This window comes from Pseudomonas sp. GD04091 (assembly GCF_029836165.1).
GTDB lineage: Bacteria > Pseudomonadota > Gammaproteobacteria > Pseudomonadales > Pseudomonadaceae > Aquipseudomonas.
This window is the reverse complement of the sequence record NZ_JAOEBG010000004.1, coordinates 229942-248519: the sequence shown is the minus strand read 5'-3', so window position 1 is coordinate 248519 and position 18578 is coordinate 229942. Positions and strand designations below refer to the sequence as shown.

General features: G+C 66.4%; 17 protein-coding genes. 11 read left to right on the top strand and 6 right to left on the bottom strand.

What is annotated here, in order from left to right:
* Window position 1 precedes the first annotated feature (1 nt).
* From N7422_RS07700 to N7422_RS07685, 4 genes are all read right to left on the bottom strand, one after another.
* On the bottom strand, window positions 2–883 hold the full coding sequence (locus N7422_RS07700; RefSeq protein ID WP_279805976.1) for a CoA-transferase: 882 nt from the start codon (window positions 881–883) through the stop codon (window positions 2–4).
* Window positions 884–894: 11 nt separating this feature from the next.
* Entirely contained in the window at window positions 895–1791 is an 897-nt protein-coding gene (locus N7422_RS07695; RefSeq protein ID WP_279805975.1) for a VOC family protein, read from the bottom strand.
* A 171-nt stretch (window positions 1792–1962) separates the two neighbouring features.
* The gene (locus N7422_RS07690) at window positions 1963–3087 is read right to left on the bottom strand and encodes an LLM class flavin-dependent oxidoreductase (RefSeq protein WP_279805974.1); all 1125 of its coding nucleotides are present in this window, start codon (window positions 3085–3087) and stop codon (window positions 1963–1965) included.
* 123 nt (window positions 3088–3210) lie between these two features.
* Complete coding sequence (locus N7422_RS07685; RefSeq protein ID WP_279805973.1) at window positions 3211–4392, bottom strand: flavin-dependent monooxygenase; 1182 nt, start codon at window positions 4390–4392, stop codon at window positions 3211–3213.
* 207 nt (window positions 4393–4599) lie between these two features.
* Here N7422_RS07685 and N7422_RS07680 point away from each other — a divergent pair, with 207 nt between their 5' ends.
* Complete coding sequence (locus N7422_RS07680; protein WP_279805972.1) at window positions 4600–7509, top strand: RHS repeat-associated core domain-containing protein; 2910 nt, start codon at window positions 4600–4602, stop codon at window positions 7507–7509.
* A gap of 90 nt (window positions 7510–7599) precedes the next feature.
* Here N7422_RS07680 and paaX read toward each other — a convergent pair whose 3' ends face one another.
* Both paaX and paaY read right to left on the bottom strand, forming a co-directional pair.
* On the bottom strand, window positions 7600–8523 hold the full coding sequence (gene paaX / locus N7422_RS07675; RefSeq protein WP_279805971.1) for a phenylacetic acid degradation operon negative regulatory protein PaaX: 924 nt from the start codon (window positions 8521–8523) through the stop codon (window positions 7600–7602).
* A gap of 59 nt (window positions 8524–8582) precedes the next feature.
* Entirely contained in the window at window positions 8583–9182 is a 600-nt protein-coding gene (paaY, locus tag N7422_RS07670) for a phenylacetic acid degradation protein PaaY (RefSeq protein ID WP_279805970.1), read from the bottom strand.
* A gap of 340 nt (window positions 9183–9522) precedes the next feature.
* Between paaY and paaF the strand changes: the two genes are divergently transcribed.
* The 10 genes from paaF (at window position 9523) to paaD (ending at window position 18570) form a co-directional block, all read left to right on the top strand.
* Window positions 9523–10296: a 2,3-dehydroadipyl-CoA hydratase PaaF gene (gene paaF, locus N7422_RS07665; RefSeq protein WP_279805969.1), complete on the top strand. Its 774-nt coding sequence runs from the start codon at window positions 9523–9525 to the stop codon at window positions 10294–10296.
* Between the two features lie 31 nt (window positions 10297–10327).
* Window positions 10328–11122, top strand: coding sequence for a 2-(1,2-epoxy-1,2-dihydrophenyl)acetyl-CoA isomerase PaaG (gene paaG, locus N7422_RS07660; RefSeq protein ID WP_279805968.1), 795 nt, complete (start codon window positions 10328–10330; stop codon window positions 11120–11122).
* A gap of 2 nt (window positions 11123–11124) precedes the next feature.
* The gene (paaH, locus tag N7422_RS07655; protein WP_279805967.1) at window positions 11125–12642 is read left to right on the top strand and encodes a 3-hydroxyacyl-CoA dehydrogenase PaaH; all 1518 of its coding nucleotides are present in this window, start codon (window positions 11125–11127) and stop codon (window positions 12640–12642) included.
* Window positions 12635–13084 carry a hydroxyphenylacetyl-CoA thioesterase PaaI gene (gene paaI, locus N7422_RS07650; protein ID WP_279805966.1) on the top strand — a complete coding sequence of 150 codons (450 nt, stop codon included), beginning with the start codon at window positions 12635–12637 and terminating at the stop codon, window positions 13082–13084. Before paaH ends, paaI begins: the two co-directional genes overlap by 8 nt.
* Window positions 13077–14297, top strand: a complete 1221-nt coding sequence (pcaF, locus tag N7422_RS07645) for a 3-oxoadipyl-CoA thiolase (protein WP_279805965.1) — start codon at window positions 13077–13079, stop codon at window positions 14295–14297. The genes paaI and pcaF overlap by 8 nt, the downstream gene beginning before the upstream one ends.
* Window positions 14298–14389: 92 nt before the next feature.
* Window positions 14390–15709 (top strand): phenylacetate--CoA ligase PaaK, encoded by a 1320-nt coding sequence (paaK, locus tag N7422_RS07640; protein WP_279805964.1) that lies wholly within the window; start codon window positions 14390–14392, stop codon window positions 15707–15709.
* Window positions 15710–15996: 287 nt separating this feature from the next.
* A complete protein-coding gene (gene paaA, locus N7422_RS07635) occupies window positions 15997–16986 on the top strand; it encodes a 1,2-phenylacetyl-CoA epoxidase subunit PaaA (protein ID WP_279805963.1) in 990 nt (329 codons plus the stop codon).
* Window positions 16987–17013: 27 nt separating this feature from the next.
* Window positions 17014–17295: a 1,2-phenylacetyl-CoA epoxidase subunit PaaB gene (gene paaB / locus N7422_RS07630; RefSeq protein ID WP_011533969.1), complete on the top strand. Its 282-nt coding sequence runs from the start codon at window positions 17014–17016 to the stop codon at window positions 17293–17295.
* 8 nt (window positions 17296–17303) lie between these two features.
* Window positions 17304–18062 (top strand): 1,2-phenylacetyl-CoA epoxidase subunit PaaC, encoded by a 759-nt coding sequence (paaC, locus tag N7422_RS07625; protein ID WP_279805961.1) that lies wholly within the window; start codon window positions 17304–17306, stop codon window positions 18060–18062.
* On the top strand, window positions 18049–18570 hold the full coding sequence (gene paaD / locus N7422_RS07620; RefSeq protein WP_279805960.1) for a 1,2-phenylacetyl-CoA epoxidase subunit PaaD: 522 nt from the start codon (window positions 18049–18051) through the stop codon (window positions 18568–18570). Before paaC ends, paaD begins: the two co-directional genes overlap by 14 nt.
* Window positions 18571–18578 lie beyond the last annotated feature (8 nt).

The following is an 18578-nucleotide window of genomic DNA, read 5'->3' as shown; positions in this document are numbered from 1 at the left end:
CTCAGAAAACCGGCAGGGGCAGCTGGCGGATGGCCTCGAGGCCACCGCAGCGCTCCAGGTACTGGGTGTGGGTGCAGTTCACGTATTGCGCGACGTAGGCCTGCCAGCCCTGCTCGCTCTGCGCCGAGGCGGCGTAGGCCTTGAAGTGCGGCACATCGAAGCCGTACAGCGGCGCGCAGGACGAAGGGTGCGCGCCGCCCGGCACAAGGGCCACCGCCGTGGTCAGGTTGCGTTCCCAGAACACCTGGTGGGCACGAGCCGGGTCGGCATGCAGCCAGGCGCTGTCGAGCAGCTCGTCGCAGGTGACGTAGGTGTCCGTCGCGGCGCGCACGAACAGGTCGTCCATGTAGTGGTCGGGGCCGGTGATCTGGCACACGCCGCGGGCGTCGGCACGGTCCACGTGGACCAGCGCCGCATCGAGCTTGAGCGCCGGCATCGCGACCCAGTCACGGTCGTCGGCGTAAGGCGAGGCGACCAGCTTGATCCCCGGGTTGTGGCGCAGCACATCGGTGCCAAGGCCCACGGCGGTCGGGATGAACGGCACGTTCATGGCTGCGGCGCGCAGGCCCAGCAGCAGCATGCCTTCGTCGATCTCCATCACCTCCAGGGCACCGGCCTGGCGCGCCTTGCGAAAGTGCGGCTCGAGGGGGATGAAATCGAGCGAGACGAAGGCGAACACCAGCTTCTTCACCTTGCCGGCGGCGCACAGCAGGCCGACATCGGCGCCGCCGTAGGCGACGATGGTCAGGTCCTTGAGGTCCGAGCGCAGGATCTCGCGCACCAGGGCCATGGGCTTGCGCCGAGGGCCCCAGCCGCCTATGCCGAGGGTCATGCCGTCGCGCAGCCGGGCGACCATCTGGGCGGTGGTCATCTGTTTGTCCATGGCTGTTGTCCTCATTGACGGCCGACGCTGAAATCGTGGCCCCACTGGCTGACCACCGTGCTTTCGAACGGCGTGTGGCGACTCCAGTCGACCACCAGGCCGTCGCAGCCGTACTCCAGGTCGAAGCCGGACGGAGTGCGCATGTAGAAGGAGATCATCTGGTCGTTGGTGTGCTGGCCCAAGGTGGCGGTGAGCTTGACGCCGTGGGCGTGCACCCGGTCCAGGGCGCGGCCGACCTCGTCCAGGCCGGCGACCTCGACCATCAGGTGCACGCACCCGCTGGGCACCGGGCATTCGAAGATCGCCAGGGAGTGATGGCGAGCGTTGTTGCAGTGCATGAAGTGGATGCGTTTTTCCGGCTCGGCCGGGTCGGGGGTGAAACGCACTTTCATCAGGTCCGAGAGGCCGAAGCCCATGACCTGTTCGTAGAAATCGCGGCAGCGCTCGAAGGTTGGCGCGGGCAGCACCACGTGGCCCATGCCCAGGGCGTCGCTGACGAAACCGCGCACGCCCACCGGCGAGACGAAGCGGGCGAAGTCCTGGCGCGGCCCCCAGTACAGCTCATGCCGATTGCCATCCGGGTCGGCGAACGAGGCCAGCGCCTGCACCTGGCGCTGCACGGCGAGCTCGCCACTGCCCTGCTCCACCGCCACCCCGGCGGCGCGCAACTCGGCCACGGCCTGGTCGAAGGCGGCCTGGCCCGGAACCTCCCAGCCGCAGGCGCCGAAGCCGTCCTGGGCGTCGTGCTGCACCAAAAGGCGATAGGGGCGTTCGTCCATCTTCAGCAGCAACTGGTCGCCGCCCTGTGCCTCGACCACCATCATGCCCAGCACCTGGCTGGCGTAGTGACGCCATTGCCGCAGGTCGGTGGAACGCACGGTGACGTACCCCAGGCCACGGATATCCATGGGCTGTCTCCTTATCATTGTCGTTGTGGTGGATGTGCCGTCATTTGAGCCAGCGGGGGCGTGGCCGGCATCGTCCGATGGGACTAACCTGAGCCAGGCGGCGCCTGTGGTAGCGGGTTTACCCGCACCCACAGGACCTTGCCGACTCATCCGCTCATGCCTGGCACGGCATCAATTGGCCTTGCGAAAGTGCGGGATGACCTTCTCGCCGATGTTGCGCAGGGTCTCCAGCTGCGCCCACTGCGGGACGGTGCCCATCTGGCAGATGAACAGGATCTCGTCGGCGCCGGCGTCGATCAGGCGCTGCACGTAGCCGATGCAGTCCTCCACGGTGCCGTAGGCGTGGTTGGGGTTCATCATCGCCATGGTCGGGTCGGAGAAGTCGACACGGACCTCCTCGGAGGCGAAGCGCGACTTGATCACCGCCTGGCCATTGCCATCGACGTAGGTGTCGTCCTTCCACTTTTCCGGGTCCGGACGCTCGCCGCCGCCGTACCAGTAGCCCAGCGACTCCATGAAGTAGCGCTGACCGCGAATGCCGATGCTTCGCGCGGCCTCGTTGTCATCCAGGACGATGGCCGGGCACAGCGCGGCGATATGGCGATTGGGGCGAAAGCCCACCTGGTTGCGGACGTCACGGTTGTCGAAGGCCTCGTGGTACACCGCGACCTTCTTGGCGATCTCCTCGGGGCCGCCAAAGCCCAGCACCAGCGCGCCCATGCCGCGGCCACCGGCGTTCTTCAGCGACTCGGTGTTGGTGCAGGCCAGGTACATCGGTGGGTGCGGATCCTGGTACGGCTTGGGGTGGATCGGTCGTTTCGGGATCTTGACGAAGTCACCGTGGTGCTCGATCTCGTCCTGCACGAACATCTTCGGGATCAGGTACATCGCCTCGTCGATCTGTGGCTGCAGGGTCGCCAGGTCGTAGCCGAACGTGCCGGCCTCCTGCTGGGTACCGCCCTTGCCCACGCCGAAGTGCACACGGCCCTTGGACAGCAGGTCGAGGGTGGCGATGCGCTCGGCCACCTTGACCGGGTGATTCATGGCCGGCGGCAGGCACACCACGCCGTGGCCGATGCCGATGCGTTCGGTCTTGCCGGCGACGAAGGCCAGCATGGTTTCCGGCGCGGACATGTGCGAGTAGTTGGTCAGCGCGGTGTGCTCCACGCACCAGAAAGTGTCGAAGCCCAGCTGGTCGGCCAGCACGGCCTGCTCGACGGTGTCATCGAAGATCCTGCGGTCGCCTTCGCGGCTGGCATCGATCGTCTGGGCTTCGTATATCAGCGAGAATTTCATGTGCGTTCCTTGTTGTTCCGGGGGCGGTGGCCGGCACTGCCGGCCTTGGCCACATCCTCTGGCATCGCCGGGGCGCTCGAATCCCGCAAATGGACTAGCCGGTTTCGGTGCTCGCCCGCCGCGTCAGAGGAAGAAGTCGCTGCTGTCCTGGCCCATGCTCACGCCGCCCAGGTTCCAGGCGTACTTGGCCGGGCTGTTGGCGACATGGGCGCGGCCGGTGTGGATGTCGCGGAAGGCGCGGTTGATCGGGTGCTCGCGAAAGATGGTGGCGGCGCCGCTGTTGAACATCAGCTCGGCCACCGCCTTGGCGCAGCGATCGGCCACCAGCGCCGAGTCATAGCGCATCTTCACCCGCGCCTGCATGGCCAGCGGGACGCCGGCACGTGCGCTGTCGAGCATCAGTTCGAAGTTGCGCAGCAGCACGGTGCGGCATTCGTCGACGCAGACCATGGCGTTGGCCAGCGCGCCCTGGGCGGCCGGGTCCTGGAGCATCTTGCGCCCGTCGTTGACCGCCACCCGCGCGCGGTTGTGGGCGATGAACTGATCCACCGCGCCCTGCAGCGCGCCGATCGCCGAGGACGACACCGCGCGCACGAAGATCTGCCCGAATGGCAGGCGATACAGGGGCGAGGTGTTCACCGCATTGCCCGGACTTTGCTGCATGAAGCCATCGGCGGCACGGTGGGTGCGGTATTCGGGCACCAAGGCGCCCTCCACCAGCACGTCATGGGAGCCAGTGGCTTCCAGGCCCATCACGTCCCAGTTGTCGAGGACCTGGTAGTCACTGCGCGGTACCAGGAAGGTGCGGTAGTCCGGCGCCCCGCCCGGTTCCTCTGGCGGCACCAGGGCGCCGAGGAAGGCCCACTGGCAATGCCTGCTGCCGGACGAGAATCCCCAGCGACCACTGAGGCGGAATCCGCCCTCCACACGCTCGACCTTGCCCACCGGCATGTACGAGGACGAGATCAGCACGCTGCTGTCCCGCCCCCAGACATCTTCGGCCGCGCGGTCGTCGAACAGCGCCAGCTGCCAGTTGTGGATCGCCACCACGCCGAGCACCCAGGCCGACGACATGCAGCCTTCGGCGAGGATCATCTGGACGTCGAAGAAGTCCCTGGGCTCCAGCTCCAGCCCCTGCCAGCGGGCCGGCTGCAGGATGCGAAAGAAGCCAGCCTGGTGGAAGTCGGCCAGGGTGTCTTCCGGCAGGCGGCCCAGCCGCGCCGCCTGCTCGGCACGCTCGCGCAGCACCGGCACCAGTTCGCGGGCGCGCTCGCGCAGCTGTTGACGCAAGAGGTCCTGATTCATCTTGTTGTTCTCCTCTGATCGCCCCGGTTACCGGGGCGCGCGAGGCATTGCAACAAGGGGATCGGGGGTTGGCATCCCTCAAACGGACCATGTGCGCGGCGCTGCTACAAGAATGGGCAGTTTTCCCCCGCTCCCCGCCATGCTGCGCCTGCGTAGCCTGACCGGGTCGCGGCTGGCACGACGTCAGCCGCCAGAGGAGAACGCCGCATGAGCAGCACAGATCTTTCACTTCATCAGGGAACCCCGGCTGTGATCGTCCGCGACACGCGGGGCCTGGGCATACGCGAAATCGCTTTCCATCGTCACCCGGACACCCCAGCGCTGGTCGATCTGCGCATCACCCGCCAGCGCTTCGACGACCTGGGGCACCTTGCCAGCAGCATCGACCCGCGCCTGCACGGGTCTGGCGCGGCCAATCTCACCTTGCATGCCGCGCTGGGCGGCGAGGTGCTGCGGGCCGACAGCGTCGATGCTGGCCGAACCTTGGGCCTCTCGGATATCGATGGGCGCGCGCTGATCAGGATCAACGCCAGCGGCGTCAGCCAGCGCAGCTGGTACGAGGCGGCGCCGCTGCCCGGACGCCTGCTGGGTATCGACGAGCTCGTCGGCGGCCAGGCGCCGCGCATCACCGAACGGTTCATCTGGCAAGGAAACGATCAGGCGGCCAAGGATCGCAACCAGGCCGGCATGCCGGTGCGCCATTACGACACGGCCGGATGCATGCTGCAGGACAGCACTGGCTTGAGCGGAGCGTCGCTGTCGTCGACGCGCAGGCTGCTCGCCGACGGCCACGCGGCAAATTGGCAGGGGCAGGACGAGTCGGCCTGGGAGGCCTTGCTGGCGCCCGCCGCCTTCACCACCATGAGCCACGCGGACGCCACCGGAACACTGTTGCAGCGCACCGACGCCAAGGGCCACAAACGCCGCAGCCGGTATGACGTCGCCGGCCGCCTGTGCCAGAGCTGGCTGACGCTTGGCAGTGGTACCGAGCGGTGTGTCCTCAGGTCGGCGGCGTATTGCGCCGAGGGCCGCAAACTGCGCGAGGAACAGGGCAACGGCGTGGTGGTCACCTATGCCTACGAGCCCCGTACGCAGCGGCTCGTCGGGATCAGGACCGCGCGCCCCGCCGGTCACCGCAGCGGGGCGAAAGTGCTGCAGGACCTGCGCTACGACTACGATCCGGTGGGCAACGTGCTGAGTGTGCGCAACGACGCGCAAGCCACACGTTTCTGGCACAACCGCAAGGTGGTGCCCGAAAGCCACTACCGGTACGACAGCCTCTACCAGCTGGTCCACGCCAGCGGCCGCGAACTGGCCGGTATCGCACGCCAGGGACAGCACCTGCCTTGCGCCACCATCCCCCTGCCCGCCAGCGATGGCGCCTATACCCACTACACCCGCGGCTATCAATACGATCGGGGTGGCAACCTCACCCGCATCAGCCATCGTTCGCCCGCCCCCGACACCGGCTACACGCTGGACATGACGGTTTCCGAGCGCAGCAATCGCGCCGTGCCAAGCACGCTGACCGACGACCCCGCCACGGTCGACAATTTCTTCTTCGCCCCGGGTGGTCAGCGCTACCTGCAACCAGGGCAACCGCTGCGCTGGACCCATCGCGACGAGCTTGCGCAGGTGGTGCAGGTGGCCCGCGCAGCGTCCGCCGGCGATGATGAAACCTACCGCTACGACGCCGCCAGCCAGCGGGTGGAGAAACTCGGCCATCGACATTCGAGCAATACCGTCCAACAGCAACGGACCCTCTACCTGCCGCTCCTGGAGTTACAGACCCGATACAACGGCGAGACCCTGGCCGAAGCGCTGCATGTCGTCCTTCATGACGACGCGGGAGGCGCCCAGGTGCGCGGGTTGCACTGGGAACACGGCATGCCGGACGGCCTGAGCAACGACGCGTTGCGCTACAGCCATGGCGACCTGATCGCGAGTGCCGGGCTGGAGCTGGACGACGATGGCCTGGTGATCAGCCAGGAAGAGTACTACCCGTTTGGTGGAACCTCGGTCTGGGCCGCGCGCAATCAACTGGAGGCACGGTACAAGACGGCCCGTTATGCAGGTAAGGAGCGTGATGCCACAGGGTTGTACTACTACGGCTATCGCTACTATCAGCCGTGGGCCGGGCGCTGGTTGAGCGCCGACCCCGCAGGCACCATCGATGGGTTGAACCTCTATCGCATGGTGCGCAACAACCCGCTGACATTGACCGATGCGACTGGGCTCTCCCCAGTCAACGGCGGTCGCCAGCACAGTCCTGATGAAAGGGCTCAGCTCAAGAGCGTTCGTGAGGAGTACTCCCAGACCTACAAGGCTCTCAAGTCGGCCTCCGGCGTACTGCAGAAAGCCACCAATGAAGTGGGGAATTTTCTCGATTCCAAATCCACGACAATTGCCTACAGCACTGTTTCCATGGCTGTCACGGAAGTCACGGGGTCGATTTTTGGTGCGCTGGGATCCGCGGCAGGCGCCGTGGCGGGACCAGGAGGTGCCTTCATACTTGGTTTCCTCGCAAAAGAGGCGGCAAAGCAGATCTCACCAGCCTATGGACCTGTGCCTGGCACTTCCATTTCCAAGAGTCTGAACAAAAACAAGCAGAGCTATTGGCAGATCGTGAAAGAAACATTGGCGCATCAATTTGAGCGTTCGCACCTTCGCGACAAGGGAATCGACAAAGCTGGCAATTATGCGATCGGTCAAGGGCTAGAAGCGCTAGGAAGCGCCTCCTCGCCAATTTCCGTGCCTGTCACCTGGTGGTACCACACCGGAAAAAAAATCCAGCAAGCAGCGAACTTGTCGAAGGACGATCTCGTACAGGAGTTTTCCGCAGAAGTCGACGCGGCAGAGAAACTGATCGAAGGTTACATATCCACGATCGAAGATGCTTTCGATAAGCACGGCATCGTCGTACGCGGGAAAAATGTGTTTGTAGACCCCACCAACAAGCATGCGGCGCACGAGGGAAGGGCGCTGGTCATTGATTTTCGCCTGCTGAAAGACAACCTCATGAGAGAGACGAGCTTTGAATCGCATCGCCAGGAAGCCAGATCAGAGATCCGCAAGGCGAGAGATCTGATACGGCAATACGAGCAGCGCAAGCAGTAGCGTGCTCTGGGCAGGGGTCAGCCATGCCGGCCTGCCCCCTGCGCAAGACATTGCCCGATGTCGTCACTTCGCAACCTCGCCGAAATCGAATCAGCCAAGCCCGCCAAAACGCCGATGGAAACTCTCGTTGGCATCCGGCAATGGCCCGTCGGCGGTCTCCAGCGCGCTGGCCAGATACACCTCCGCCCTGCCCTGCACAAGCCGATACAGGTTGCGGCACAACTGGCGCGCCGCACGCCCCTCCCAATCCCCCGGCAACAACTCGTCCGGCAACTGCGGATCGCGCAGCAGCAGGCGGCGGTACTCATGGATCAGCAGCGTTCGGGCCAGGAAGCAGTCCTGCGGGCTGGCCGACTCCAGATCCTGCATCGCCTGCCACAACGGGCGGAACAGGCGGATGAACTCGCTGTAGTGCCGCCCCAGCTCCTCGATGTTCCAGCTTTCCCGCACCTGGGCACGCAAGGCCTTGGACGCCAGCACTTCCTGGGCGTGGGTCTCGAAGACGATGCAGTCGTCCTCGGCTTCCTGCTCGCGCAGGGTGGCGGCGAGGTCGGCGCGATCGCTGCGCGGGCAGCCCAGCAGGTTCACGCCCAGGGCGCCGAAACCCTGCCATTCCAGTTCTTCGCGCACGGCCTTGCGCTTGGCGGCGTCGAGCTGCGACAGCAGGACCAGCGTCCAGGCGCCATCCCAGGCCGGCAGGCTGGCGCTGTAGACGCGCTTGAAGGCTTTCTCGAAACGCCGCCGCCCGGTACCGGTGAGGCTGTAGTAGCTGCGCCGACCGACCTTCTCGGCGGTCAGCCAGCCTTCCTTGGTCAGGCGGAAGATCGAGGTGCGGATCAACCGCTCGTTGATGCCCATCGGCTCCAGCAGGTTGATCAGGCTGCCCAGCCAGACCGTGCCGCCATGGGGTTCGATGGCATCGCCATACAGGGTGATGATCAGTGAGCTGGCGCGGATCGGCGTCTGCTCCTGGAAGCGGGTGATCAGGTGATTCAGGGAGGCAAGGCTGCTCATGAGTGAACGAGGCACGGCTAAAGCCTCGACTATACCTGCCTGCCGCGACCGCGCAAGGCTCATGCGCCACCCTCGGCCTTGGGCCGGACGCCTGAATCGCTCATGCGCGGGCGCTCGGCTTCGGGCGCGCTCAGCGGCGGGCACTCGACCAGCGCGCTCATGCAACGCCGGGCCAGGCTGTGATACTCGGCAGTGCCGCGCTGTTTCCAGGCCAGCTCCTGATCGCTGAGCGAACGTTTCACCGTGGCCGGCGCACCGACCACCAGGCTCCGTTGCGGGCATTGGAAACCCGCCTTGACGAAAGCGGTGGCCGCGACGATGGAGCGCGGGGCGACATGGGCGCCATCCATGACCACCGCATTCATGCCGACCAGCGCGTCCTCACCCACGCGACAGCCGTGCAGTACTGCGCCATGGCCGATGTGGCCGTTGCGCTCGACCACCGTATCGCCGCCGGGGAAGCCATGCATGACACAGGTGTCCTGCAGGTTGGCCCCTTCTTCCAGGATGATTCGCCCGAAATCGCCGCGCAGCGAGGCCAGGGGGCCGATATAGCAGTTCGGGCCTACAAGGACGTCGCCGATCAGCACGGCACTGGGGTGTACGTAGGCACTGGGATGGACCACGGGGGTCAGGCCGTCGAGGCGATAGCAGGGCATGGGCTGGGTTCTCGATGCGATTCAGAAAGTCGGTCGATCCTGTATCAGAACAAATCACTTAGTCAATGCCTCGGCACTGTATCGCTTTTCTCACCAGGCACGAGCACAACGAACACCTCAGCGCGAGGCCTTCTTGCTTCAACAAAAGTCTTGGCAGGCGATGCAGCGTGGAAGCTGGCTTGAGCAGCGATACACCACCCTCAAAATTACAGATACATAAATCTAATTTATATGTTGATTTTATGTATCGCATTGCACATATACTTGCCTCCAGCACCGCAAACAACCCCAAGAAAAGCCGGTCGCAGCCGGCGCCGAACGTGCAGCCTGAGGTACCACCATGCCAAGCAACCTTGTCGTGCAGGCTCCGGCGGACGGTGTCCGCCTGATCACCCTGCAACGCCCGCAAGCCCTCAACGCCCTGAACACCGCGCTGCTGGCCGAGCTGGCCGGCGAGCTGGAGGCGGCCGAGCACGACCCGCAGACCCGCGCCGTGGTCATCACCGGCAACCGCAAGGCCTTCGCCGCTGGCGCCGATATCAACGAGATGGCCGCGCGCGACCTGGTCGGCATCCTCAACGATCCGCGCGTGGCCTGCTGGCAGCGCATTGCCGCCTTTCCCAAACCACTGATCGCCGCGGTCAACGGCTTCGCCCTCGGGGGTGGCTGTGAACTGGTGATGTGCGCCGACATCGTCATCGCCGGCAGCGATGCCCGTTTCGGCCAGCCGGAAATCAACCTCGGCATCATCCCCGGCGCCGGCGGCACCCAGCGCCTGCTACGCGCCGTGGGCAAGCCGCTGGCCATGCAGATGGTGCTCGGTGGCGAAGCCATCGACGCCCGCCATGCCCTGCAGGCCGGATTGGTCAGCGAAGTCACCCAGCCGGAACTGACCGTCGAGCGCGCCCTGCAGGTGGCCAGCAGCATCGCCGCCAAGGCGCCGCTGGCGGTGCGCCTGGCCAAGGAGGCGCTGCTCAGGGCCCAGGACATGGACCTGGCCGGCGGCCTGCGCTTCGAGCGACACGCTTTCACCCTGCTGGCCGGCACCGCCGACCGCGACGAAGGCATCCGCGCCTTCCAGGAAAAACGCCCAGCCCGATTCCAAGGGCTGTAAGCCTCCCACCGACTGACGGAGCGAGCCAGTCATGCCTTTCGAACACATCCTGTTTTCCATCGAGGACGACGGCGTCGCCCTTCTCTCGCTGAACCGGCCCGAGCAGCTCAACAGCTTCAATGCGGCGATGCACCTGGAGGTGCGTGAAGCCTTGCAACAGGTGCGCCACAGCGAGCACGCCCGCGTGCTGCTGCTGACCGGCGAAGGTCGCGGCTTCTGCGCCGGCCAGGACCTGGCCGAGCGCAATGTCGCGCCCGGCACCGACATGCCTGACCTGGGTCAGTCCATCGAGCAGTTCTACAACCCACTGGTGCGCACCCTGCGCGACCTGCCGTTGCCAGTGATCTGTGCGGTCAACGGCGTGGCCGCCGGCGCCGGGGCCAATCTGCCCCTGGCTTGCGACCTGGTGCTGGCCGCGCGTTCGGCAAACTTCATCCAGGCGTTCTGCAAGATCGGCCTGGTGCCGGACTCCGGCGGCACCTGGCTGCTGCCACGCCTGGTCGGCCTGGCCCGGGCCAAGGCGCTGGCCATGCTGGGCGAGCGCCTGAGCGCCGAGCAGGCCGAACAGTGGGGGCTGATCCACCGGGTGGTGGATGACGCCGCGCTGCGTGACGAAGCGCTCGAGCTCGCCCGCCACCTCGCGACCCAGCCCACCTATGGCCTGGCCCTGATCAAGCGCGCCCTCAACCAGAGCCACGACAACCGTTTCGACGAGCAGCTGGAGCTTGAGCGCGACCTGCAGCGCCTGGCCGGGCGCAGCGAGGACTATCGCGAAGGCGTCAGCGCCTTCATGAACAAGCGCGCGCCTGCGTTCAAGGGGTGCTGAGCATGGCCGCACTCGACAACGATGCCCTGGTGGCGGTGATCGGCGCGGGCGCCATGGGCGCCGGCATCGCCCAGGTGGCGGCTCAGGCGGGTCATCCGGTGCGCCTGTATGACAACCGCCCCGGCGCTGCCGCCCAGGCCATCGAGGGCATCGACCGCCAACTCGGCCGGCTCGTGGAAAAAGGCAAGCTCGCGCCTGGCGCCCGTGAAGCCATCCGCGAGCGCCTGCAGCCGGCCGACAGCCTGGACGCCCTGGCCGATGCCCGACTGGTGATCGAAGCCATCGTCGAAAGCCTGCCGATCAAGCAGGAACTGCTGCGCCAGCTCGAAACCCTGTGCGATGCAGACTGCATCCTGGCCAGCAATACCTCGTCGCTGTCGATCACCCGCCTCGCCGCCGGGCTTCAGCGGCCGGAGCGGGTCATCGGCATGCACTTCTTCAATCCGGCGCCGCTGATGGCGCTGGTGGAAATCATCTCCGGGCTGGCCACCCCCGCAGCCATGGCGACCACGCTGTACGACACTGCCAGGGCCTGGGGCAAGCAACCGGTGCGTACCCGCTCGACACCGGGCTTCATCGTCAACCGGGTGGCCCGCCCCTTCTATGCCGAAAGCCTGCGTCTGCTGCAGGAAGGCGCCGCCGACTGCGCCACCCTCGACGCCCTGCTGCGCGACGCCGGTGGCTTTCGCATGGGCGCCTTCGAGCTCACCGACCTGATCGGCCACGACGTCAACTACGCCGTGACCTGCTCGGTGTTCGAAGCTTTCTATGGCGATTTGCGCTTCCAGCCGTCGCTGCTGCAGAAGGAACTGGTCGATGCCGGACGCCTTGGACGCAAGAGCGGCCAGGGGTTCTATCGGTACGACGACGGCACTGAACGACCACGCCCGGCAGAGCTGGCCAGCTCGGCGACCGTCGAGCGCTGCGCGGCGCAAGGTGATCTCGGCGCCTTGCAGCCGCTGATCGAGCGCTTGCGCGGCAGCGGCATCCATGTCACCGAGCGCGCCGGCAGCGGCCTGCTGCAGGTCGGCGAGGCGACCTTGGCGCTGTCCGACGGGCGCATGGCCAGCCAGCGCGCACGTGAGGATGGCTTGCGCAACCTGGTGCTGCTGGACCTGGCCCTGGACTACGCCAACGCCACGCGCCTGGCCATCAGCCACAGCGCCGACTGCAGCGCCACCGCGCTCGACCAGGCTGTCGCCTTGCTCGACCAGGCTGGCCTGAAGGTCTGCGTGGTGGCCGACCTGCCCGGGCTGGTGGTGCTGCGCACCGTGGCCATGCTCGCCAACGAGGCCGCCGACGCAGTACTGCAAGGCGTCGCCTCGCCCACTGACATCGACCTGGCCATGCGCGCCGGGGTGAACTACCCGCGCGGCCCGCTGGCCTGGGCCGACAGCCTGGGCATCGGTCACACCCTGCGCGTGCTCGACAACCTGCAACGCAGCTACGGCGAGGAGCGCTACCGCCCGTCCCTGCTGCTGCGCCGCACCCACGCCGAAGGAGGCCGCCTGCATGCCTGACCATTCCCCCGCCGACCTGGCCCGCGCCTGCGCCCAGGCCATGTTCGCCCGCGACGCCGCCAGCCAGGGCCTGGGCATCGAGCTGCTCGACGCCGGCCCCGGCAGCGCCCGCCTGGGCATGACGGTGCGCGCCGACATGATCCAGGGCCACGGCACCTGTCATGGCGGTTACCTGTTCGCCCTCGCCGACTCGGCCTTCGCCTTCGCCTGCAACAGCTACGACGAAGCTGCCGTGGCCCTGGGCTGCGGCATCGACTACGTGGCGCCGGCGCGCCTTGGCGAGCAGTTGCTGGCCACGGCCAGCGAACAGAGCCGCAAGGGCCGCACCGGCAACTACGACGTGCGGATCGAGAACCAGCAGGGCGAGCTGATCGCCCTGTTCCACGGCAAGTCCTACAAGGTGCGCGGCAGCGTGCTGACCCCGGAGAGCTCCCATGACTGACGCCCCCCTGCCCCACGCCCTGATCATCGATGCCGTGCGCACGCCCATCGGCCGCTACGGCGGCGCGCTGTCGAGCGTGCGTCCCGACGACCTGGCCGCGGCGCCGATCAAGGCCCTGATCGCACGTCACCCCGAACTGGACTGGGCGGCCGTCGACGATGTGATCCTCGGCTGCGCCAACCAGGCCGGCGAAGACAACCGCAACGTGGCGCGCATGGCCAGCCTGCTGGCCGGGTTGCCGATCAGCGTGCCCGGCACCACGGTCAACCGTCTGTGCGGCTCGGGCCTGGACGCCATCGGCATCGCGGCCCGCGCTTTGCGCTGTGGCGAAGCCGGGCTGATGCTGGCCGGCGGCGTCGAATCGATGTCGCGGGCGCCGTTCGTCATGGGCAAGTCGGAGCAGGCCTTCGGCCGTGGCGCAGAGCTGTTCGACAGCACCATCGGCTGGCGTTTCGTCAATCCGCTGATGCAGGCGCGATACGGGATCGACTCGATGCCCGAGACCGCCGAGAACGTCGCGGCGCAGTTCGGCATCTCCCGCGAGGACCAGGACGCCTTCGCCTTGCGCAGCCAGCTCAAGGCCGCTGCCGCCCAAGCCGATGGCCGCCTGGCGCAGGAAATCGTGGCGGTCGAGATTCCCCAGCGCAAAGGGCCGCCCAGGCGCGTGGAACAGGACGAACACCCACGAGGCGATACCTCCCTGGAACAACTCGCCCGCCTGGGCACGCCGTTCCGCGACGGCGGCAGCGTCACCGCCGGCAATGCCTCCGGGGTCAATGACGGTGCCTGCGCCCTGCTGCTGGCCAGTGCGCAAGCGGCGCGGCGCCACGACCTGAAAGCCCGTGGCCGGGTGCTTGGCCTCGCCGTGGCGGGCGTCGAACCGCGCCTGATGGGCATTGGCCCGGTCCCGGCGACCCACAAAGTGCTGGAACTGACCGGCCTGGCGCTGGCCGACATGGATGTGATCGAGCTCAACGAAGCCTTCGCCGCCCAGGCCCTGGCCGTGCTGCGCCAGCTGGGGCTGGACGACGACGATCCCCGGGTCAACCCCAATGGTGGCGCCATCGCCCTGGGGCACCCGCTGGGCATGAGCGGTGCGCGGCTGGTGACCACCGCCCTGCACCAGCTGGAAGCGACGGGAGGCCGCTACGCCCTGTGCACCATGTGCATCGGCGTCGGCCAGGGCATCGCCCTGGTGATCGAACGCCTCTGATCAGCCACAAGAGACGCCACGCGACGCGGGCAGTATGCTGCCCCATGACACTCAGGGCCCCAGCCCACGACAAGAACAAATCGAGTGAAACCATGAACCTCTACCACGATGCCGAACGTGCCCTGCTCGACCCGATGGAGACCGCCAGCGTCGACGCGCTGCGCCAGCACCAGCTGGAGCGCCTGCGCTGGAGCCTGCGCCATGCCTACGCCAACGTGCCGCTGTACCGCCAACGCTTCGACGCCACAGGCGTCCACCCCGACGATCTGAAGTCACTGGACGACCTGGCGAAATTCCCCTTCACCGGCAAGAGCGATCTGCGCGACAACTACCCCTACGGCATGTTCGCCGTGCCCCAGGATCAGGTGGTGCGCCTGCACGCCTCCAGCGGCACCACCGGCAAGCCGACGGTGGTCGGCTATACCCAGAACGACATCGATACCTGGGCCAACGTGGTGGCGCGCTCGATCCGTGCCGCCGGCGGGCGCAGGGGCGACAAAGTGCATGTCTCCTACGGCTATGGCCTGTTCACCGGCGGGCTTGGCGCGCACTACGGCGCCGAGCGCCTGGGCTGCACGGTGATCCCCATGTCCGGCGGCCAGACCGAGAAGCAGGTACAGCTGATCCGCGACTTCCAGCCGGACATCATCATGGTCACGCCGTCGTACATGCTCAACCTGGCCGACGAGATCGAACGCCAGGGCATCGACCCGCACGACCTGAGGCTGCGCCTGGGCATCTTCGGCGCCGAACCCTGGACCGACGAGCTGCGCCGATCCATCGAACAGCGCCTGGGCATCGATGCCCTCGACATCTATGGTCTCTCGGAAATCATGGGGCCCGGCGTGGCCATGGAATGCATCGAGAGCAAGGACGGCCCGACCATCTGGGAAGACCACTTCTACCCCGAGATCATCGACCCGGTGAGCGGCGAGGTGCTGCCGGACGGCCAGCTCGGCGAGCTGGTGTTCACCTCGCTGAGCAAGGAAGCATTGCCCATGGTGCGCTACCGCACCCGCGACCTCACCCGCCTGCTGCCCGGCACGGCGCGACCGATGCGGCGCATCGGCAAGATCACCGGGCGAAGCGACGACATGCTGATCATTCGCGGGGTCAACGTGTTCCCGACGCAGATCGAGGAACAGGTACTCAAGATAAAACAGCTTTCAGAACTTTATGAGATACATCTGTATCGCAATGGCAACCTGGACAGCGTGGAAGTGCATGTCGAATTGCGCAACGACAGCCAGTACCTCGACGATGGCCAGCGCAAGCAGGTGGTGGGTGAACTGGCGCGGCAGATCAAGACCTATATCGGCATCAGCACGCAGATCCATCTACAGCCGTGCGGCACGCTGAAGCGTTCCGAGGGCAAGGCTTGTCATGTGTATGACAAGCGGTTGGCTGGCTGACAGCAAGCGCTTAGAAGGGAGCCCTGGCATGGTCCGGGGCTTTTTTTGGCCTTTAGAAAGCTGGGGGCGCTTTGCGCCCCTTTCGCGACGCAAGGCCGCTCCTACAGAGGAGATCGCATTCCCCCTGTAGGAGCGGCCTTGTGTCGCGATAGGGCTGCGCAGCAGCCCCGACAAGCCCAATGCGATACACAAATATTATTTGATACATCAAATACTGTTTGATGTTGTGTTTTGTATCGCTTATAAATGACCCACGCCCCAAGCAGCCCACAACCGGGAGCCCGAACATGTACGCACAGCTAGTGGAAACCGGCGTCAAACGCCTCAAGACACTGGAAGAGATGTCGCCCGAAGAACGCGCCTTCCAGGAAAAGATCGACGCCGAAATCAAGATCGAAGCCAAGAACTGGATGCCCGACGCCTACCGCCAGACCCTCATCCGCCAGATCTCCCAGCACGCCCACTCCGAGATCGTCGGCATGCTCCCGGAAGGCAACTGGGTCACCCGCGCTCCATCGCTCAAGCGCAAGCTGCAGCTGATGGCCAAGATCCAGGACGAGGCCGGCCATGGCCTGTACCTGTACAGCGCCATGGAGACCCTCGGCGCCGACCGCGACGAGGAAGTGGCCAGGCTGCACAGCGGCAAGGCCAAGTATTCGAGCATCTTCAACTACCCGACCCTGAGCTGGGCCGACATGGGCGCGGTGGGCTGGCTGGTGGACGGCGCTGCGATCGTCAATCAGGTGGTGCTGCAGCGCACCTCCTACGGCCCTTACTCTCGCGCGATGATCCGCATCTGCAAGGAAGAGAGCTTCCACCAGCGCCAGGGCTACGAATTGCTGCTGACCATGATGCGTCACGGCACCCAGGCGCAGAAGGACATGGTCCAGGACGCCATCGACCGCCTGTGGTGGCCAGCGCTGATGATGTTCGGCCCCAGCGACGAGCACTCACCCAACAGCGCCCAGTCCATGGCCTGGAAGATCAAGCGCCAGACCAACGACGAACTGCGCCAGCGCTTCATCGACCAGACCGTGCCCCAGCTCGAACTGCTCGGCTGCACCGCGCCGGACCCCGCGCTCCAGTGGAACGAGGCCCGTGGTCACTACGACTTCGGCGAAATCCAGTGGGACGAGTTCTACGAAGTGATCAAGGGCAACGGTCCGTGCAACCAGGAACGCCTGGCCACCCGGCGCAACGCCATCGAAAGCGGCGCCTGGGTCCGCGAGGCCGCCGTCGCCTATGCGCGCAAGCAACAGAACAAGAACGCCGCCTGAAGCGGCGAATGATGCGGAGAGAACCCGATGTCTGTCTGGACCCTGTTTGAAGTCTTCGTGCGCAGCAAGCACGGCCTGAACCACAAGCACGTCGGCAGCGTGCACGCCGCCGACGCCGCCATGGCCATCGAGAACGCCCGCGAGCTGTACACCCGCCGCAGCGAGGGCGTGAGCCTGTGGGTGGTGCCCTCGGCCCTGATCACCGCCTCGTCCCCCGACGAAAAGGATCCGCTGTTCGCCCCCGCGGACGACAAAGTCTACCGCCACGCCAGCTTCTACGAGCTGCCGGCCGAAGTCGGACACATGTGAGGCGCGCCATGCACAAGCAAGCACTGATCCAATACCTGCTGCTGCTCGGCGACACTGCCCTGGTCCAGGGCCAGCGCCTGTGCGAGTGGTGCGGCAAGGCCCCGGCGCTGGAGGAAGAACTGGCGCTGATGAACGTCGGCCTCGACTTGGTCGGGCAGGCGCGCAACTGGCTGGAGTATGCCGCCGAGCTGCAGGATGACGGTCGCGACGCCGACGCCCTCGCCTTTCGCCGTGACGAGCGGGCCTACCGCAACCTGCTGCTGGTCGAGCAACCCAACGGCGACTATGCCGTGACCATGCTCAAGCAGTTCTTCTACGATGCCTGGCACCACGCCGTGCTCGAAGGCCTCTGCGCCTCCCGCGACGAACGCATCGCCGGTATCGCCGCCAAGGCCCTGAAGGAAGTGACGTACCACCTGCGTCGCTCCGGCGAATGGGTACAGCGCCTGGGCGGCGGCACCGAGGAAAGCCGTCGACGCATGCTCGACGCCATCCCGGCGCTGTGGCGTTTCACCGTCGAGCTGAAGATCGCCAGCGACAGCGAAGTGCAACTGGCCCAGGCCCGCATCGCCGCCGACCCGGCGCAGGTCGCCCAGCGCTGGCAGGCCTCGGTCGGCGCGATCTTCGCCTCGGTCGAACTGCCGCTGCCCCAGGCCGCCCGCCACTTCTACCTGGACGGGCGCAAGGGCCTGCACACCGAACACCTGGGCCTGCTGCTGGCCGAAATGCAGTTCCTGCCGCGAGCCTATCCCGATGCGACCTGGTGAGCTGATCGTCGGCGACCGTGGCGCCCGCGCCCTGCGCGAAGGCGACCTGGCCCACGCCTGGGCGGTGCTGGCCGAGGTGATGGACCCGGAAGTGCCGGTGGTCAGCGTGGTCGATCTGGGTATCGTCCGCGACCTCGACTGGCGCGCCGGTCACCTGCACCTGGTGGTCACGCCGACCTACTCCGGTTGCCCGGCCACCGAGGTGATCGAGGGCGACATCCGCCAGGCCCTGGAACAGGCCGGGTTCGCCCGGCCCGCGCTGGAACGCCGGCTTGCTCCGGCCTGGAGCACCGACTGGATCAGCGAGCGGGGCCGCGAGCGCCTGCGCGCCTACGGCATCGCTCCACCTGCGGGCAGCGCCAGCCTGCGCGGGCAACCCAGCGTGTGCTGCCCGCAATGTGGCAGCGCGCGCACCGAGCTGCTCAGCCAATTCGGCTCCACCGCCTGCAAGGCCCTGTATCGCTGCCGCGCCTGCCTGGAACCGTTCGACTATTTCAAATGCCTTTGAGCCGTGGA

Excerpts from the sequence above, each read along its gene's own strand:
- N7422_RS07700 (WP_279805976.1), bottom strand. The coding sequence starts at position 883 with ATGGACAAACAGATGACCACCGCCCAGATGGTCGCCCGGCTGCGCGAC.
- N7422_RS07695 (WP_279805975.1), bottom strand. The coding sequence starts at position 1,791 with ATGGATATCCGTGGCCTGGGGTACGTCACCGTGCGTTCCACCGACCTG.
- N7422_RS07690 (WP_279805974.1), bottom strand. The coding sequence starts at position 3,087 with ATGAAATTCTCGCTGATATACGAAGCCCAGACGATCGATGCCAGCCGC.
- N7422_RS07685 (WP_279805973.1), bottom strand. The coding sequence starts at position 4,392 with ATGAATCAGGACCTCTTGCGTCAACAGCTGCGCGAGCGCGCCCGCGAA.
- N7422_RS07680 (WP_279805972.1), top strand. The coding sequence starts at position 4,600 with ATGAGCAGCACAGATCTTTCACTTCATCAGGGAACCCCGGCTGTGATC.
- paaX (WP_279805971.1), bottom strand. The coding sequence starts at position 8,523 with ATGAGCAGCCTTGCCTCCCTGAATCACCTGATCACCCGCTTCCAGGAG.
- paaY (WP_279805970.1), bottom strand. The coding sequence starts at position 9,182 with ATGCCCTGCTATCGCCTCGACGGCCTGACCCCCGTGGTCCATCCCAGT.
- paaF (WP_279805969.1), top strand. The coding sequence starts at position 9,523 with ATGCCAAGCAACCTTGTCGTGCAGGCTCCGGCGGACGGTGTCCGCCTG.
- paaG (WP_279805968.1), top strand. The coding sequence starts at position 10,328 with ATGCCTTTCGAACACATCCTGTTTTCCATCGAGGACGACGGCGTCGCC.
- paaH (WP_279805967.1), top strand. The coding sequence starts at position 11,125 with ATGGCCGCACTCGACAACGATGCCCTGGTGGCGGTGATCGGCGCGGGC.
- paaI (WP_279805966.1), top strand. The coding sequence starts at position 12,635 with ATGCCTGACCATTCCCCCGCCGACCTGGCCCGCGCCTGCGCCCAGGCC.
- pcaF (WP_279805965.1), top strand. The coding sequence starts at position 13,077 with ATGACTGACGCCCCCCTGCCCCACGCCCTGATCATCGATGCCGTGCGC.
- paaK (WP_279805964.1), top strand. The coding sequence starts at position 14,390 with ATGAACCTCTACCACGATGCCGAACGTGCCCTGCTCGACCCGATGGAG.
- paaA (WP_279805963.1), top strand. The coding sequence starts at position 15,997 with ATGTACGCACAGCTAGTGGAAACCGGCGTCAAACGCCTCAAGACACTG.
- paaB (WP_011533969.1), top strand. The coding sequence starts at position 17,014 with ATGTCTGTCTGGACCCTGTTTGAAGTCTTCGTGCGCAGCAAGCACGGC.
- paaC (WP_279805961.1), top strand. The coding sequence starts at position 17,304 with ATGCACAAGCAAGCACTGATCCAATACCTGCTGCTGCTCGGCGACACT.
- paaD (WP_279805960.1), top strand. The coding sequence starts at position 18,049 with ATGCGACCTGGTGAGCTGATCGTCGGCGACCGTGGCGCCCGCGCCCTG.